This window comes from uncultured Dokdonia sp. (assembly GCF_947496725.1).
Taxonomy (GTDB): domain Bacteria; phylum Bacteroidota; class Bacteroidia; order Flavobacteriales; family Flavobacteriaceae; genus Dokdonia.
Genome location: NZ_CANMDS010000005.1, coordinates 194,884 through 211,352, shown reverse-complemented (window position 1 = coordinate 211,352; position 16,469 = coordinate 194,884). Strand labels below are relative to the sequence as shown.

The following is a 16,469-nucleotide window of genomic DNA, read 5'->3' as shown; positions in this document are numbered from 1 at the left end:
CCCCACCTACGTTACCACAAATCAGGGGTATTGCTTAACTTCGTCCCTTTACAAAATATAACATAATGAGCGACTTCAACTTTGCGAAGTATAACAAGATTCTGGGCTGGACTGTATTTGCCATTGCCCTTATAGTATATTCTCTTACCGTAGAGCCTACGGCTAGTTTTTGGGACGCCGGAGAGTACATATCTACCTCGTCAAAACTTGAGATAGGCCACCCGCCGGGAGCACCACTTTATCAAATACTAGGAGCCTTTGTTTCTATTTTTGCTCCAGACCCAACTTATATTGCCCTTGCAGTAAACTACCTATCTTGTTTAAGTAGTGCATTTACCATACTGTTTATGTTCTGGTCACTCACTTTATTGCTTACTAGAACACTTACAGAAGAAAAGGAACTCATCACAAAAACTAAGCAGCTTGCCATCCTTGCGAGTGCTGCCATAGGGTCACTTGCATTTGCATTTACAGATAGTTTCTGGTTTAATGCTGTAGAGGCAGAGGTTTATGCACCTGCTGCAGTTGTACTATCATTACTATTCTATCTTGGGCTATTATGGGAACGTGATATGCACAAACCTCGTGGTAACCGCTGGCTCATACTTATCTCATTTATTGTGGGACTCTCTTTTGGGATACACTTTATGGGATTACTTACCATACCTGCTATAGGTCTTCTTTACTTTTTTAAAAATACGGAAAAGGTAACCCCAAAAAACCTTCTTATCGCCCTAGTGATTGTGGTAGCTATACTGATGTTTATTTTTAAACTACTACTACCGTACACCCTGTCACTTTTTGGATACCTAGAAGTATTCTTTGTAAATTCTATCGGACTTCCGTTTAATAGCGGGACTATTATTGCTGGTTTAATTTTAGTAGGACTGTTTTATTATGGGTTAACGCTTTCGCGAAAGCGTAACAAACCCCTCATACATACTACGCTCTTATGTATGTTATACATTTTTATAGGATTCTCAAGCTGGATGATGCTTCCTATACGTGCAAATGCAGGAACAACAATAAATGAAAACAATCCATCTAATGCTAGATCACTACTCTCATACTATAATCGTGAGCAGTATCCAGAAACAAAACTCTTTTACGGACCACAGTTTACAGCAGACTATGCTGGATTAGATCCAGATACTCCCTACCTAGATAAGCCAAAACTTTATGAGAAAGATGAAAAACTAGGCAAGTATGTAGTTGTAAACCAGTGGCGCAATGCAAAGCAAAATCTTGATGATGCACACAGTGCGATTTTACCAAGAATGTGGAGCCCAGAAAATAATGCAAACTATATGCAGTATACAGGGCCACTTAAATTTAGCATTAAGTATGACCCTAGTATGCCAGAAGAAGATCGCCAGTATCTTCAAGATGTCGTAACTCAGTTTAAAATAGATTATAGAGATGGCAAGGTAAACTATGAAGGGTACGATGCTTTCTTAAAAAGTCAGATAGGTCAATATCTCGATGTAGAAAAACCATCTTTTGGTGATAATATGAACTATATGTTCAGCTTCCAGTTTGGGTATATGTACTGGCGCTACTTTATGTGGAACTTTGTAGGTCGCCAGAACGACATACAAGGTAAAGGTGATGACTTTAATGGCAACTGGATTTCTGGTATAGACTGGCTAGATGGTATCTTTTTAGGACCGCAAGAAAACCTACCGTCTGATGTTGAGAACAACAAGGCACGCAACACGTACTACTTCTTACCATTATTATTAGGATTACTAGGTCTACTCTTTCACGCAACTAAAGACTGGAAACGCTTTGCAGTGTTACTCGTGTTTTTCTTGTTTACAGGTCTTGCCTTAAAAGTATATCTCAACGAGCGTGCTTTTGAACCTCGTGAGCGCGACTATGCGCTTGTAGGTTCCTTTTATGTGTTTGCAATGTGGATAGGTTTTGGCGTTTATGCCCTCTTTGATATTGTAAAAGATTTTATAAAACCTAAAACAGCAATGCCTATTGTGGCTGTAGTATGTTTACTAGCTGCACCTGTACTTCTAGCATCTCAAAACTGGAATGACCACGATCGTTCTGGCAGAAAGACAGCGCTAGCAATGGCAAGAAAATACCTAGACTCTGTAGATGAGAATGCCATCATATTTACCATAGGTGATAATGACACCTTTGCCTTATGGTATGTACAAGAGATAGAAGGCTATCGTACAGATGTGCGTATTGTAAATACAAGTTTAATAAACACAGACTGGTATTTTGACCAGATGAAGCGCGCTGCATACAAAAGTCCACCGGTGCCTAGCACCCTCACTCACGACAAGTATGCGGCAGATAATAGAGAGGCGCTGTTTTATCAAGAGACTAAAGACTCCATTATCCCAATCGCACAATGGATGAACTTTATCGCAAGTGATGACCCAAGGACTAAGGTTGAGTATGCAAAAGGGCAGTTCTTTAATACCTTCCCTAGCAAGAAAGTAAGAATCCCAGTAGATAAAGAGTCTGTACTTAAAAACAAGATTGTCCCTATAGATGATGCAGATGAGATTGTACCATACATAGACATCGAGTTAAGTGGCAATGTGCTTTATAAAAACAGATTGCTTATGCTAGATATTATAGCAAGTAACAACTGGGAGCGTCCTATCTACTTTACGGGCGGAAGCTTTGGTGATGATGATTACTTATGGATGAAGGATTACCTGCAGCTAGATGGTGTTACCTACAAGCTCATCCCTATACGCACACCTATAGACCCTCGTAACCCGTATGATATGGGTCGCGTAGATGCAGATAAGATGTATGATATTGTAAAGAAATGGTACTGGGGTAATAGCGGTAGTCCAGACATTTATCACGATCGTGAGACGCGCACAAACGCAATTACCTACAGAGGTAATATGGCACGTCTAGTAGAGCAATTACTAGCCGAAAATAAGCCAGAAAAGGCTAAAGAGGTTATGGATCTCGCGATGGAAAAAATGCCAGTAGACATCTTTGAATTCTACACACTAGTTGAACCATACATCACTGGCTATTATGAGATAGGAGAAAAGCAGCGCGCTCAAGCCATATGGCAAGAAGTAGCTGCAAAGTACCAAGAACAACTCAAATACTTTAGCGCGCTAGATGCAGAGCTACAATACAAGTACTATGAAGAGATACTTACAAACATTGAGAAGTATAGAAGCCTTGTAGACCTACTTATCATAAATGATGATAGAGAACTCTTTGAAAAAGAGGCTCAAATTTATGACAACTATATGCGCTCATTCCCCTACCTACTAGGAGATGATGAGGAGCCAGAAAATGGTGCTGTAGAAGTACCATTAGAAACTGTACCAGCAACAGGCGGTGCGATTAATGCAGACTCAATTATCGAGGAGTAGATATATTAGCACGTGTACTTAAAACTGTCCAGAGTCCCAGCATTCCTTAAGTGGTTATATCCACAATGGTATGTTTGGGACAAAAAGACTAGTAAGAAAACGGTCTATCTCACTTTTGACGATGGCCCAGTACCGGAGGTGACAGAGTTTGTTTTAGATACGCTTTCGCGAAAGCGTAAAAACCCCATTCCTGCTACCTTTTTCTGTATAGCTGATAATGTACGTAAGCATCCAGAGGTTTTTAAACGCATATACCAAAGCGGTCACTCCATAGGAAACCACACCCAGCATCACTTGAATGGTTGGAAAACAAGCACAGACGCATATATAGATAATGTTAGGCTCGCCGAAGAGGAAATATCGACTCATTTACCTAAGACAATAAACACTCCTACTGCGCCACTCTTTAGACCTCCCTACGGAAAGATAAAACGCAAGCAAGCTAAGGCCTTAATAAAACTTGGTTATACAATTATAATGTATCGCGTGATTGCCTTTGACTGGGATGCGCATACTTCTCCAGAACAATGTCTTGATAATGTAATTAAGAAGGCAAAAAATGGAGATATTATCGTTTTTCACGACAGTGTAAAAGCCTTTGAAAATATGAAATATGCACTACCGCGCGCTATAGCGTATTTTGAAAAAGCGGGCTTTACTTTTGGAAGGTTAGAATAATCTAAGAGGCATACTCTTGCATAATACCTATAATGGTATTTGCATCTAGCTCACCACTCTGGCGCCATATCATCTCGCCGTTTTTATAGATAATGAGCGTAGGCAAGCTTTTGATGCGTAGCGCATCTGCTAGTTCATTGTTCTTATCTACATCTATTTTTATGACTTTACCCTTATCTCCTACTGCCGCAGCAACATCTCTTAGTATGGGATGCATTGAGACAGAGTCTTCATTCCACTCTGTGTAGAAGTCTAAAAGAACCGGAATATTAAGATCAATAAGTTCACCAAATTTTGACATACCCTACAATTTTAATTAAACAATCAGGCGTTTCAAGCTTCGTAAAGATAGTATATTCTCCTTACTATGCGTTTTTACCACTTTTTTTCAACTCTATAACAGTTATCTCTGGCCAGATTCCTACCCTACCCGGAAAGGCTAGATACCCAAATCCTCGGTTTACATTTATATACTGTTTTGCATCTTCATAAATACCTGCCCAGTACTTGTAACGCCACTTTACAGGGCTCCACTTAAACCAACCTGGTATCTCTATACCAAACTGCATACCGTGAGTATGACCGCTCAATGTAAGGTGAAAATGTTCTGGGTGATCTTTTACCTCATACTCCCAGTGTGATGGGTCGTGACTCATCAATATTTTAAAGTCATCTTGAGCGAGACCAGAGATTGCTTTATTAAGATCTCCAGCTTTTTTAAATCCGCCTTCACCCCAGTTTTCTACACCTACTATAGCGAGACGTTGCCCATCTTTTTCAATATAATGATGCTCATTAAGGAGAAGCTTAAACTCCATCTCTTTTTGAATTTCTTTAAGTCTATCAAGATTTGCAATCTTAGCTTCTGGCGTAGGCCAGTCTATGTAATCACCATAGTCGTGATTTCCTAAAACAGAAAACTTACCGTCACGTGCCTTTAGCCTTGCAAAAGTCTCTTTCCAAGGTTCCATTTCTGCGGCCTCATTATTTACCATATCTCCAGTAAATAATATGGCATCACTTGCCTGCTCGTTTATTAAATCTATAGCGTAGTCTAGCTTTTCGGCATTATCAAAACTACCACTGTGCACGTCACTTATTTGAGTAATCTTATATCCATCAAACGCTTCAGGTAAATCATCAAAACTGAGTGTATACTTAAGTACCTTAAAGTTATAACGCCCCTTAATAACACCATATAGAATAGATGCAAAAGGTATCGCTGCTAGACCAAGTGCAATCTGGCTTACAAACTTACGTCTGGATGGAATTGCACCGCCCTGTGTGTTTCCAGTAAGTTTATTGACGCCTCCCTTTACAAGCCTGAATATATCCTCACCAAACATTGTCGCGATAATGACCAACTTACAAACTATCAAAATCACAAAAGAGACAATAAAGAACTGTGTAAGTGGACTCATATTGCGCCTACCTCCTGTAGAGAATTGATAAATCATCCCTCCTATTATAAATAAGGTAATAAGAAAGTATAGTATCGTACCCCATCTTCCTTTTACTAGGAATCTGAATGCTTGGTAAGCATAAATATCTAGGGCTATAATAAAGGCAATAAAAAATATGAGTCTAAGCACAAATAAAGAATTTTAACAAAAATAGCTGGTCACAACCTCCCAATACTGTATTTCACTTTTCTTTAACTATTAGTGAGCTATACAGTTACTTCAAGAATAGTAGCGCGGTCACTTATAAATTGTACAGTATCAACCTTAGCTGGAAGCACAACTGTCTGACCTTGCTTAAAATCATAGGTCTTATTATCATACATAAAAGAAGTACTTCCTGCCACACACATTAGTATGGTAAAAGAATCTTGATGACTATAATCTCTAAGTGATTTACCTTCTAGATCTAACACAGCTGTCGTAAAGTAATGATCTTCTATAACTGGAACAGAAGTATTAAGCTCAGCCTTATAAGGAGTCTTGTAATATTCACACCCATTATAATCTAGCACATCTGTAGCCTGCTCTGTATGTAGGTCTCGTTTCTTACCAGTCTTTACATCCACCCTATCATAATCATACACTCTGTATGTCACATCTGAGGTTTGCTGTATTTCGGCTAGCATAATACCAGCTCCTATTGCGTGTATTCGTCCTGCAGGAATATGAATAATATCACCTTTAGAAACATTTTCCTTGTGAAGTAAATCGATTAAAGAACCCTCACTAACTGCCTTAGTATAATCTTCTGGTTTTGTATCACTCTCAAAGCCCACTATAATCTCTGCATCTGGCTCTGCATCCATAATGTACCACATCTCATTTTTACCATAAGAGTCGTGACGCGCTTTTGCTATCGCATCTCCAGGATGTACCTGCACCGAAAGTGGCTTTTCTGTATCTAAAAACTTTATGAGTAGCGGAAAATGACTTCCAAATTTATCAATCACTGTTTCCCCTAGAAAATCTGCGCCATAACTAGCTATCAACTCATTAAGGGTTTTACCTGCAAGCGGTCCATTTGAAACAATAGTCTCACTGCCAGCGACTCCAGAAACTTCCCAAGACTCACCTATATGATCTCCATCAAATTCTTTATAAAGAACTGTACGTAATTTTGTACCACCCCAAAGGCGATATTTAAAAAGCGGAGTAAAAAATAAGGGGTATAAATTCATAATATTATAAGACTGCAAATATACGTATAGCTTACTAAAGTCGCTCTCTGCGTTTATATCTTACCGGTGATCTGTATTTTTGTAAACGCTATGCTTATACTTACAGATGTCTTATTCTCTATTTCTGAACGCTTTAATGTGGGACCTATACAACTTCAAATTGAAAAAGGAACACACGCAGCTATCATAGGCGAGAGTGGTTGTGGCAAGACCACTCTATTACAAATGATTTACGGTCTTTATGATTTAGACCAAGGCTCTATAACTTTTGATAATAAAAAGGTCACTGGTCCCGAAGAAAATCTTATTCCAGGGATGCCATATATCAAATATCTTTCGCAAGATTTTGACCTAATGCCTTATACATCTGTGACAGAAAATATTCATAAATATTTAAGCAGACTAGAGCCAGAAGCTAGCCAGGCCAGAACCGAAGAATTACTAGAAGTGGTAGAAATGACTCCCTTTGCATCTGCTCACGTAAAAACGCTCTCTGGCGGACAAAAACAACGGGTAGCACTAGCACAAACACTAGCGAAAGAACCAGAACTCCTATTACTAGATGAGCCATTCTCCCACATTGATAACTTTAGAAAAAACAAGCTGCGCAGACGTCTCTTTGCATACCTAAAAAAGCAAAACATCACCTGCCTAGTTGCTACACACGACAGCACAGATGTTTTATCATATATGGACAAGACTATTGTTATGCGAGATGGAACTATAATCGCTCACGAGCAAACTCAAAGGCTATATGACAACCCTCCTTCCTATTACGTAGGCTCCCTTTTTGGAGATCTTAATAAGCTACCTAAGCAATGGTTTTTTCCAGATGCACAAAAAGATGAGCAGCTACTGCGCTACCCACACCAGCTCACAATCTCTCCAGAGGGCATAAAGGTTGAGATTACCAGAAGTTATTTTATGGGAACTCATTATTTGATAGAAGCTTTGTGTGACGGGCAATCTATACTTTTTAATTCTGAAAGCAACCTTGTAAAAGGAGACACTACATACATTAATCTCAAGTAACTAATAAATTGTAGTGATCTTTATTACGCTTTCGCGAAAGCGTACTTCATCACCTTCTCGTTTACCCATTAGTAATTGACCTATAGGTGAGCCTATACCTATTGCATAAAAAGTGCGACCATCTACTTTTATAGCTCCTACAGGAATAGAAATAAAATAGGATGCCTGTGGGGTAACGACAACGCTACCCAAGTGCACTGGACCTTCTGAAAGATCAAGCTTTATTCTAAGAAAGGTTTGTTCTAGTTTTTCTATAGCTGCCAGTTGCTTGCCGGCATTCTCACGTTCTAATTGCAACATCGCTCTGCCGGTCTCGTGTTTATCTCCAGCTGTACTCTTAGTCTCCTCTCTTAATGAAGTTGCTACATTATCTAGAATTTGCTGCACCACATCTCTGCGTTGCATAAGATGCTCTTTACAAGCTTTGAGAAGTTCTTCTTTTATTTCAGGATGGGTCATAAGTGATATTACGGTCTGTAAAAATAGTCTATTATAAACCTACACTACGGAATAAGATTTGCCAAGTCTTCTCCCACAGTTGCACCTATGGCAACACCCATACCTCCTAGCCGAACCCCACAATACGTGTGGTCTGATATTTTTTTAAGTAAAGGCTGTTTCTGGCTACCTACCCCCATAATGCCACTCCACCTATGTGCTATTTCAAACTTTGTATGTGGCAGTATAACTTCTTTAAGTAAGCGTTCTAGCTCTTGCTGTATGACTTCTGTTTGTGCGATTACAGTGGTTTCCTCTCCTTTAAAATCGAGGTTACGGCCACCGCCTAAAAGTATCCTTCCATTTATATTTCTAAAATAGTAATACCCTCTATCAAGATGAAAGGTCCCTTTAAGATGCAAATCAGGTATTTTATTAGTTATCAAAACCTGTGCTCGTGCAGGTTTTACTTGAGTAAGACCTAGCTTTTTTGCAAAGCCATTTGTAGCAATGAGGAGCTTTTTTGTTTTGAACTGTACAGAGCTAGTGAAAACGGTTACTTCACTAGCATTTTCGGCATAAGAAATTACGCTTGTATTATTCAAAATCAAGATTCCCTTAGACTGAGCGAGTTGCAAAAGTGATTGCATCATACGCCCAGTATCTATTTGCCCCTCACAATTATTAAAGATTACTTGATCATAGATTCCATCACATTGCAGGTCATTTGGTTTTAAGCTATATACTTCCTTTTTGAAAATAGGAAATAGCAATTTATTTATGGTAGGTATGGCTTCAACACATTGCTTATAGAGACTGTTATCCTTCTTTAAAAATAGCTCATAGCCTCCGTTTTCTTGATAGTCGATACTCTTATCAATAAGCAACGCTCGCAGTTTTGTGAGGCCTTCTATTCTTTTTTTTACAAGAGCTACAACTTCATCTTCTGAGTGTGATTTTAGATCATCTAGTATTTCTGAAATACTACCAAAACAGGCAAAACCCGCATTTTTTGTACTTGCACCATTAGGAAGTATTCCTCTTTCTAACACGAGTATCTTTGCTTTCGGAAACCTTTCGCGTAAGCGTAAAGCACACGTAAGCCCTACAATACCGCTTCCTACTACGGTATAATCTACATTAGTAAACCACGTTTCTTGCTCCCAAAAACTAAACTCCATACATCTGTTTTTGTATAAAAATACATTTTATGTGTTAGTGACTCTAACTTCTCTCGTCTAAGGTGCTATGACAGCCAAAGGTTTTATCATCTTTATTTTTACAACTCAACTGCTTTTTATAGCAGAACCAAATAGTTACCATAAGGAGTATCATAACAATGGTACTATTAAGGCCGAGGGCTGGGTTATGGGTGAGCAAAAGATTAAGTACTGGAAATTTTACCATAGTAATGGCGAGCTTATGTCTCAAGGTCACTATGCAAATAACCTTAAAACCGACTATTGGTATTTTTACAATTCCCAAGGCAAACTAGTGCGCGAGGGGCATTATGAGCAGGGAAAAGCGCAAAATTGGTGGATTTTTTACGATATTGCGCGGCAAGAAACACGCAAAACTCAATATGTTAATAATGAACAAGAAGGTTTTTGCTTAGTCTATAAAAACAACAAACTCATCAAAGTAGAAAAATACGAAGCAAATCAATTAAAAGGTGAATGGACAAGTGTAAGAGCTTTTCGCCGTGATAATCCAGACATCTCTTTCTACTAGCATTATGGAGCCCCTTATAAAAGTTATTATACCAGCCTACAATGAACAAGATTCTATAGGACTTGTTCTGCAAGACATTCCCGCTATTGTCAACGAAGTAATTGTAGTAAGTAATGCCTCTACAGATAACACAGAGCAAGTTGCTCAAGAAAATGGAGCTACCGTTTTAAGAGAAGAGCAAATGGGTTATGGCTATGCTTGCCTTAAAGGGATGAATTATATTGCGAGCCATACTCCTAAGCCAGACATTGTTGTTTTTTTAGATGGTGATTATAGTGATTACCCAGAAGAGCTTACTAAGATAATCGCACCTATTGTGCAAGACAACTGTGATATGGTGATTGGTGCTAGAGATAAACGCTTTCGCGAAAGCGGGTCTATGACAGGACCACAAATTTTTGGAAACTGGCTAGCCACAACGCTTATGAGTCTATTTTTTGGCGCACGTTTTACAGATCTTGGCCCATTTAGAGCAATGAAATATGATAGCCTCCTCGCCTTAGAGATGGAAGATAAAACATATGGCTGGACTGTAGAGATGCAACTTAAGGTCTTAAAAAAGAAAATGAAATATACCGAAGTATCCGTAAACTACAGAAACCGCATAGGCGTTTCAAAAGTATCTGGTACTGTAAAGGGCGCAGTTATGGCAGGAGTAAAAATATTAGGGTGGATTTTTAAATACAGTTTTAAGTAATGATTTTAGAAATATCTATCATAGTTATCTACACGATATCGCTAGTTATCATATTTGCCTACAGTCTATCGCAACTCAACTTGCTTTTTAATTACCTAAGAGCGCAGCGCATTAAAGACGATGCCCCAAAGTTTAATTTTAAAGACCCGGCTCAAATCCCACTAGTTACTATACAGCTACCTGTATATAATGAGCTCTATGTGATGGAGCGATTACTAGACAATATTGCGTTGCTAGACTACCCAAAGGATAAGCTGGAGATACAAGTACTAGACGACAGTACAGATGAGTCTTTTGAGAGTACAAAAAACCATATTGAGAGACTTAAAAATCAAGGTTTAGATATAAAGCACGTTACTCGTGAAGACCGCTCTGGCTTTAAGGCTGGTGCTCTTAAAGAAGGACTTAAGGTTGCAAAGGGAGAATATATTGCCATTTTTGATGCAGATTTTCTTCCCGAGCCCAACTGGCTGCAACGCACGGTGCCTTACTTTAAAGATCGAAACATAGGTGTAGTACAGACTCGCTGGGGGCATATTAATAGAGAGTACTCACTACTTACTCGAGTACAAGCTTTTGCTCTAGATGCTCACTTTACACTAGAGCAAGTAGGTCGCAACAGTAAAGGTCACTTTATAAACTTTAACGGTACCGCAGGGCTATGGCGCAAGCAGTGTATAGAAGATGCTGGCAACTGGGAAGGAGATACACTTACAGAAGACCTAGACCTAAGTTATAGAGCACAGCTTAAAAACTGGAAATTTAAGTACCTAGAGGACGTAAAAACTCCAGCAGAATTACCTGTGGTTATAAGTGCAGCACGCTCACAACAATTTAGATGGAATAAAGGTGGTGCAGAGAACTTCCAGAAGATGTCTAAAAAGGTGGTCGCAAGCAAGAGCCTTTCTACCAAAACAAAGATGCACGGCATACTGCACTTACTTAACAGCACAATGTTTTTAAACGTGCTCATTGTAGCAATACTTAGCATCCCTATGTTATATATAAAGAACGAGTATGCTCACCTTAAGCCTTACTTTTACGTGATGTCTTTCTTTGTCATAAGTAGTGTGATATTCTTTATATGTTACTGGTTTATGTTTAAGAGTATTTACGGTGGCGGTTTTAAGCAATTTATACGTTATATAGGGATGTTCTTTACATTCTTTAGTATCGCAATGGGCTTCTCATTGCATAACTCTATAGCAGTAATAGAAGGGCACCTAGGGAAACGTAGTGACTTTATACGCACCCCAAAATTCAACATAAGCGAACTCAAGGAATCTTGGAAAGGCAACAAATACATCAAGAAAAACATCTCTATAAATGTGATTTTTGAAGGGCTATTAATGCTATACTTTGCCTTTGGGATGTACTCTGCCTTTGTGGTAGGAGATCAAGGAGGAGATTTTGGACTATTCCCTTTTCACCTAATGTTATTTATAGGTTTTGGGTTTGTATTCTTTAAGTCATTAACGAGCAAAGCGTGATAGCAGCCCTGTGGAAATATCAAAAAACCTCATTGCTTCTTGCAGTTGTTTCCCTTGTTGTTTACTATCTATTTGCACATCACTTACAAAGATCAGATTTCCCTCTTCTAGTAAGTCTTTACAGTATTTTATTTGCCTCTTTTTATCTAATCGTAAAGAGCAGTAAAAACGATTTTGGCCTTCTCTTTTTTATTGCCATCCTAGCCAGAATAATTTTTATAAATGCCACGCCTAACCTCTCTCAAGACTTCTATAGGTTTATTTGGGATGGCCGTATGCTCATACAGGGTTACAACCCGTATTTAAGCACTCCACAAAGTTATATTGATGCAGGTACAATAAGCATAGTAGCACAAGCTCAAGAGCTCTATGCAGGTATGGGTACACTCAATGCTAGTCATTTTACAAACTACCCACCTATTAACCAGCTCATATTCTTAGTTGCAGCATTCTTCTCAAGTAAAAGTATACTAGGAAGCGTTATCACATTCAGAATAGTAATTATACTAGCAGATATAGGTACAATCATCTATGGTAAAAAATTACTTACTAAGCTAGGTTTACCCATTTATAACATCTTCTGGTATGCCTTAAATCCTTTTATCATCATCGAGATGACGGGCAACTTGCACTTTGAGTCTGTGATGCTTTTTCTTGTTGTACTATCCCTTTACAAGTTATCGCAAGGCAAATGGATTTTAAGTGCTGTGTTCTTAGCACTCTCCATATCAACTAAGCTATTACCGCTGTTATTTTTACCCCTATTTATGCAATACTTCTTAACCAGAGGTGGCGGTAAGACAACCCACTTTAGAAGTTCATATCCTTGGAAAGTCCGCTTTCGCGAAATAAAAACAAACATACCCAGACTCATTTACTTTTACCTCATCACCCTAGGAGTTATGGCACTCACATTTATACCATTTTTAAGCGGTGCTTTTGCTGAAAATTTTGGCACCACCATTGCCTTATGGTTTCAAAAATTTGAATTTAATGCAAGCATCTATTACATCATAAGGTATATAGGCTATCAAGTTATAGGCTGGAATATTATAGGAGATGTAGGGCCCTTGTTACCCAAAATTGCAGTTGTACTTCTTGTACTACTCGCTTTTATACGTAACAATCGAAGCTTGCAGGCTATGATAACAGCCATCCTCATAGGGATGTTTTTTTACTTCTTATTATCGACTACCGTACACCCTTGGTATGTAGCGACACCATTATTACTATGTGTGTTTACTCGCTATCGCTTTCCTTTAGTCTGGAGCGCTACAATCCTATTAAGCTACGCAGCCTATGGTGCAGATGGCTTTAATGAAAACCTATGGCTTGTCGCTATAGAGTATATCACTGTTATAGGATTTTTTGTTTGGGAAGTGTTTTGGAAGCCAAAACCTGCTACTCAACTAGATAAACACTAGCCACTTTTCTATCAGTATAATTGCGACTAGCTTGGTCTGCTGTATTAAGCTCTAAAGTAAACATAAACTTATGTTGCATATCTGGAAAGGTTTCAGATACGAGCCAATCGTCTTCAAAGAAAACAAGTGTATAAAAACTATCTTCACCTGGCATCACAAGCTCATCATCTTTACAAAGCCTTGGGATTTTTTGACCTGCAGCCCACACCATTTCTGGAGTAGCACCATTAAGTCCATACACAGGTAGTGCCGGTAAGTTCTCAAAGGCTTTAAAAGAAGTCTCAACTCGATTATCTAGTGAGCTACTCTTGACAGACTGGTGAGCATACTCCTTAAATTGAGACCTTTCATTAAAACCGACATTAACGAGTAATATAAGAGCAATAACGAGAGATAGCAAGCTCTTATAGAGCTCCTTTTTTACTAGAAAGTAAATGATACAAATCCCAGCTAAAACAACAAAAACACCGGGTAGAATATCTAATACAGAGAGGTAAGCCAATTGCCACCCCAGTGTAAGCAGCGCTAAACCTCCCAGTATAATTAAAGTACCTATCAACCCAATATTGAAATAAACCGGCAAGGTCTCTCTTCTATCTGTAAGCTTACTAAAGCTCCTTACCAGATAATGTATATAAAAACCTATTGTAAATGCAAGCGGTATTAAAACAGGCATCAAGTAACGAGACTTTTTCTCTGGTATGATAGATAGTAAAACGACAGCCAGCAAGGTCCACAATAAGGTAAATGTGTACTCTTTACGGTGTAACACACGTGTTTTTAAATAAGGATAAAGGAGACTTATAAAAGCAGGTATCGTCCAGAGACCACTTTGAACAAAAAAGCTCCAGTAGTAATAAAAAGGACGCACATTATAACTCGTCCAATTACCTGTCTCCCTTTCGGCGATTCTTGCAAAGGTTACGGGATCTGCACTTCTTACATAAATATACCAGGAGAAACCTATCACGAGCCCCATACATATGGTTATTATAAAAGGCAACCACTTTTTACGACTCGTCTCTCTTCTATATTGTATTAGGTATGCTATCACAAAAGGTAAAAACAGTGCATAGAGCGACACAGGCCCTTTGCTTAGTATAGATGCACCTAGACATAATGCTGCGACTACCCATTTCAAGATATTGCTTTCTCCAGACGGACTTCTTAAATTACTAAAAAGGCAATAAATCCCAGAGAGCATAAATGCGTGAGCATAAATATCCCAAGGAGCCTCAAAAATGATGAGCACCACATAAAGAGATGTAACACTTATCAATCCATTAAGTAAACTATGACGAGGAGAAAGAGTAAGCTTTCGCGAAAGCGTAACAACAACACTCCCTAATAATACAACCATAAGTACCGCAGGAAGTCGCATTGCCCAGACACTTTTTATGCCAAACACATAGCCTGATAATGCTGTAAGCCAGGTAGGTAATGGTGGCTTTTCATAACGGGGCTCTCCGTTCATTGTAGTGAGTAGCCAGTTATTTTCTGTGAGCATCTCTCTTGCAGAGATAAAATTGCGCGCCTCCATTATGGTTACTTCTAGCGCATCTAGAAAAGGTAATAACATACCAAGCACCACAAAGGTGATGACGAGTACAGGGCGCTTTTCTAATTGCTCTATCACGCTGTTTTTGATATATAATGAAGGTATATATTACGAGCGTAGATAAAGGTACCTAGCGAGTAAGAGAGGACCATCACATAATCTACTCTGTATAAAAAGTATACGAGTGACAGCAGTCCTCCAGTAAAAGAAAATAGCCAAAAGCCTAAAGGTAGTGTGGCCTCTTTATTCTTTTCTGCATAAAACCATTGGTATACAAAGCGCAGGGTAAATAATACTTGTGCTACAATACCTAAAGTAAGTAGCCAGGTAGCCATCTCATCTTTTGAGAAGAGAGCGGCTAGATCAAACTTTCCATTATTCCAGCCATATGCAATGATGCCTATGGGTATAGCTATTATGAGAAACTGAGACCATTTAGGCAAGAGTTTCCACTGCTTTTGTATCTGTAGGTTTCTTATGTAAATGATGTATCCCAGCACTTGCCCCAGCATAAGCGGGAAGTCTGTACGGAAGTAACCATATATAAACAGTACAAAGGATCCAGAAAGACTAAGCCACCAGAAGGTTAAAGGTGTTACTACCTTCTTGCTCTTTTCTGAAAGTAACCACTGCGAAAGCATTCTTCCTCCAAAGAGGATTTGGGCAAGCACAGCAAGTAACGACAGACTATCCACGGCTGGAGTTTCCTACTTTATAATTAATATACTTTTTCTTCATCCATAGATAAGCAAAGCAATCCATAAGCGGCCCTAGAAGGCGGTTCCAAACTCCAAATTTTGCCTCACCCGCCACTCGCGGAAAATGACGCACTGGCACTTGTTTTACTTTACCTTCTTGTAATAATATCATTGCAGGTAAGAAACGGTGCAATCCCTTAAACATAGGGATGCGCTGTGCATAATCTGTCTTGATGATTTTGAGCGGGCAACCTGTATCATCCATCCCATCGTGAGTAAATGAACGACGTATGCCGTTTGCAATTTTTGAAGACATATTCTTAACAAAAGAGTCTTGCCTATCTGCACGTACACCCGTAACTAGATCGTAAGGTCCTATCTCTTCAATAAGTATATTAAAATCATCTGGAGCCGTTTGTAAATCACTATCTATATAGCCTACTAGCTCTGTATCTGCGTGATCAAAACCTGCTTTTATAGCGGCACTTAAGCCACAGTTTTCCGTAAAGGCGATGTACTCAAAATCTGTGCTACGTGCACAAATATCTTTTATGATATCTAGACTCGTATCCTTAGACCCATCATTTACAAAAAGCACTTTACTCTTTGCTTTTGCGGTTTTAAAATAGGCCTTAAATTCAGATTCTACTCGTAAGAGATTATCTTCTTCATTATACACAGGTACAACAATGGTGAGACGATACTCCATAG

The 16,469-nt window shown here is 38.9% G+C and carries 15 protein-coding genes; 7 read left to right on the top strand and 8 right to left on the bottom strand.

Annotation, left to right across the window (positions count from 1 at the left end):
• Positions 1–65: 65 nt before the first annotated feature.
• Both Q0948_RS12210 and Q0948_RS12205 read left to right on the top strand, forming a co-directional pair.
• Positions 66–3,371 (top strand): DUF2723 domain-containing protein, encoded by a 3,306-nt coding sequence (locus Q0948_RS12210; protein WP_298353082.1) that lies wholly within the window; start codon positions 66–68, stop codon positions 3,369–3,371.
• Between the two features lie 12 nt (positions 3,372–3,383).
• The gene (locus tag Q0948_RS12205) at positions 3,384–4,049 is read left to right on the top strand and encodes a polysaccharide deacetylase family protein (RefSeq protein WP_298353079.1); all 666 of its coding nucleotides are present in this window, start codon (positions 3,384–3,386) and stop codon (positions 4,047–4,049) included.
• A 1-nt stretch (position 4,050) separates the two neighbouring features.
• Here the strand turns inward: Q0948_RS12205 and Q0948_RS12200 are convergent, their stop codons facing one another.
• The 3 genes from Q0948_RS12200 to Q0948_RS12190 form a co-directional block, all read right to left on the bottom strand.
• Positions 4,051–4,350, bottom strand: a complete 300-nt coding sequence (locus tag Q0948_RS12200) for a thioredoxin family protein (protein WP_035327138.1) — start codon at positions 4,348–4,350, stop codon at positions 4,051–4,053.
• A gap of 64 nt (positions 4,351–4,414) precedes the next feature.
• Entirely contained in the window at positions 4,415–5,641 is a 1,227-nt protein-coding gene (locus tag Q0948_RS12195; RefSeq protein ID WP_298353074.1) for a metallophosphoesterase, read from the bottom strand.
• A 77-nt stretch (positions 5,642–5,718) separates the two neighbouring features.
• Complete coding sequence (locus Q0948_RS12190; protein ID WP_298353069.1) at positions 5,719–6,690, bottom strand: type I phosphomannose isomerase catalytic subunit; 972 nt, start codon at positions 6,688–6,690, stop codon at positions 5,719–5,721.
• Positions 6,691–6,780: 90 nt separating this feature from the next.
• Between Q0948_RS12190 and Q0948_RS12185 the strand changes: the two genes are divergently transcribed.
• Entirely contained in the window at positions 6,781–7,722 is a 942-nt protein-coding gene (locus tag Q0948_RS12185) for an ABC transporter ATP-binding protein (RefSeq protein ID WP_298353066.1), read from the top strand.
• Here the strand turns inward: Q0948_RS12185 and Q0948_RS12180 are convergent, their stop codons facing one another.
• A complete protein-coding gene (locus Q0948_RS12180) occupies positions 7,723–8,181 on the bottom strand; it encodes a 3-oxoacyl-ACP synthase (protein ID WP_298353063.1) in 459 nt (152 codons plus the stop codon). It lies immediately after the preceding gene.
• A 44-nt stretch (positions 8,182–8,225) separates the two neighbouring features.
• Entirely contained in the window at positions 8,226–9,341 is a 1,116-nt protein-coding gene (locus tag Q0948_RS12175) for an FAD-dependent oxidoreductase (RefSeq protein ID WP_298353060.1), read from the bottom strand.
• A 67-nt stretch (positions 9,342–9,408) separates the two neighbouring features.
• Here Q0948_RS12175 and Q0948_RS12170 point away from each other — a divergent pair, with 67 nt between their 5' ends.
• The 4 genes from Q0948_RS12170 to Q0948_RS12155 are packed head-to-tail and all read left to right on the top strand — an operon-like array spanning position 9,409 to position 13,502.
• Positions 9,409–9,891 (top strand): hypothetical protein, encoded by a 483-nt coding sequence (locus Q0948_RS12170; protein ID WP_298353059.1) that lies wholly within the window; start codon positions 9,409–9,411, stop codon positions 9,889–9,891.
• 4 nt (positions 9,892–9,895) lie between these two features.
• Complete coding sequence (locus Q0948_RS12165; RefSeq protein ID WP_298353056.1) at positions 9,896–10,588, top strand: glycosyltransferase family 2 protein; 693 nt, start codon at positions 9,896–9,898, stop codon at positions 10,586–10,588.
• Positions 10,588–12,078, top strand: coding sequence for a cellulose synthase family protein (locus Q0948_RS12160; protein WP_298353053.1), 1,491 nt, complete (start codon positions 10,588–10,590; stop codon positions 12,076–12,078). Before Q0948_RS12165 ends, Q0948_RS12160 begins: the two co-directional genes overlap by 1 nt.
• Complete coding sequence (locus tag Q0948_RS12155; RefSeq protein ID WP_298353050.1) at positions 12,075–13,502, top strand: mannosyltransferase; 1,428 nt, start codon at positions 12,075–12,077, stop codon at positions 13,500–13,502. Before Q0948_RS12160 ends, Q0948_RS12155 begins: the two co-directional genes overlap by 4 nt.
• Here Q0948_RS12155 and Q0948_RS12150 read toward each other — a convergent pair.
• Genes Q0948_RS12150 through Q0948_RS12140 form a run of 3 tightly spaced genes read right to left on the bottom strand, consistent with a single transcriptional unit; the run spans position 13,480 to position 16,467 of the window.
• The gene (locus tag Q0948_RS12150) at positions 13,480–15,138 is read right to left on the bottom strand and encodes a phospholipid carrier-dependent glycosyltransferase (protein WP_298353047.1); all 1,659 of its coding nucleotides are present in this window, start codon (positions 15,136–15,138) and stop codon (positions 13,480–13,482) included. The two genes, Q0948_RS12155 and Q0948_RS12150, sit on opposite strands and share 23 nt — an antisense overlap.
• On the bottom strand, positions 15,135–15,755 hold the full coding sequence (locus Q0948_RS12145; protein WP_298353044.1) for a lipid-A-disaccharide synthase N-terminal domain-containing protein: 621 nt from the start codon (positions 15,753–15,755) through the stop codon (positions 15,135–15,137). Before Q0948_RS12145 ends, Q0948_RS12150 begins: the two co-directional genes overlap by 4 nt.
• A complete protein-coding gene (locus Q0948_RS12140; RefSeq protein ID WP_298353041.1) occupies positions 15,748–16,467 on the bottom strand; it encodes a glycosyltransferase family 2 protein in 720 nt (239 codons plus the stop codon). Before Q0948_RS12140 ends, Q0948_RS12145 begins: the two co-directional genes overlap by 8 nt.
• Positions 16,468–16,469: the final 2 nt, after the last annotated feature.

Bases quoted from the DNA above. Each gene is read 5' to 3' on its own strand.
- Q0948_RS12210 (WP_298353082.1), top strand. From the start codon at position 66: ATGAGCGACTTCAACTTTGCGAAGTATAACAAGATTCTGGGCTGGACT.
- Q0948_RS12200 (WP_035327138.1), bottom strand. From the start codon at position 4,350: ATGTCAAAATTTGGTGAACTTATTGATCTTAATATTCCGGTTCTTTTA.
- Q0948_RS12190 (WP_298353069.1), bottom strand. From the start codon at position 6,690: ATGAATTTATACCCCTTATTTTTTACTCCGCTTTTTAAATATCGCCTT.
- Q0948_RS12185 (WP_298353066.1), top strand. From the start codon at position 6,781: ATGCTTATACTTACAGATGTCTTATTCTCTATTTCTGAACGCTTTAAT.
- Q0948_RS12180 (WP_298353063.1), bottom strand. From the start codon at position 8,181: ATGACCCATCCTGAAATAAAAGAAGAACTTCTCAAAGCTTGTAAAGAG.
- Q0948_RS12175 (WP_298353060.1), bottom strand. From the start codon at position 9,341: ATGGAGTTTAGTTTTTGGGAGCAAGAAACGTGGTTTACTAATGTAGAT.
- Q0948_RS12170 (WP_298353059.1), top strand. From the start codon at position 9,409: ATGACAGCCAAAGGTTTTATCATCTTTATTTTTACAACTCAACTGCTT.
- Q0948_RS12165 (WP_298353056.1), top strand. From the start codon at position 9,896: ATGGAGCCCCTTATAAAAGTTATTATACCAGCCTACAATGAACAAGAT.
- Q0948_RS12160 (WP_298353053.1), top strand. From the start codon at position 10,588: ATGATTTTAGAAATATCTATCATAGTTATCTACACGATATCGCTAGTT.
- Q0948_RS12140 (WP_298353041.1), bottom strand. From the start codon at position 16,467: ATGGAGTATCGTCTCACCATTGTTGTACCTGTGTATAATGAAGAAGAT.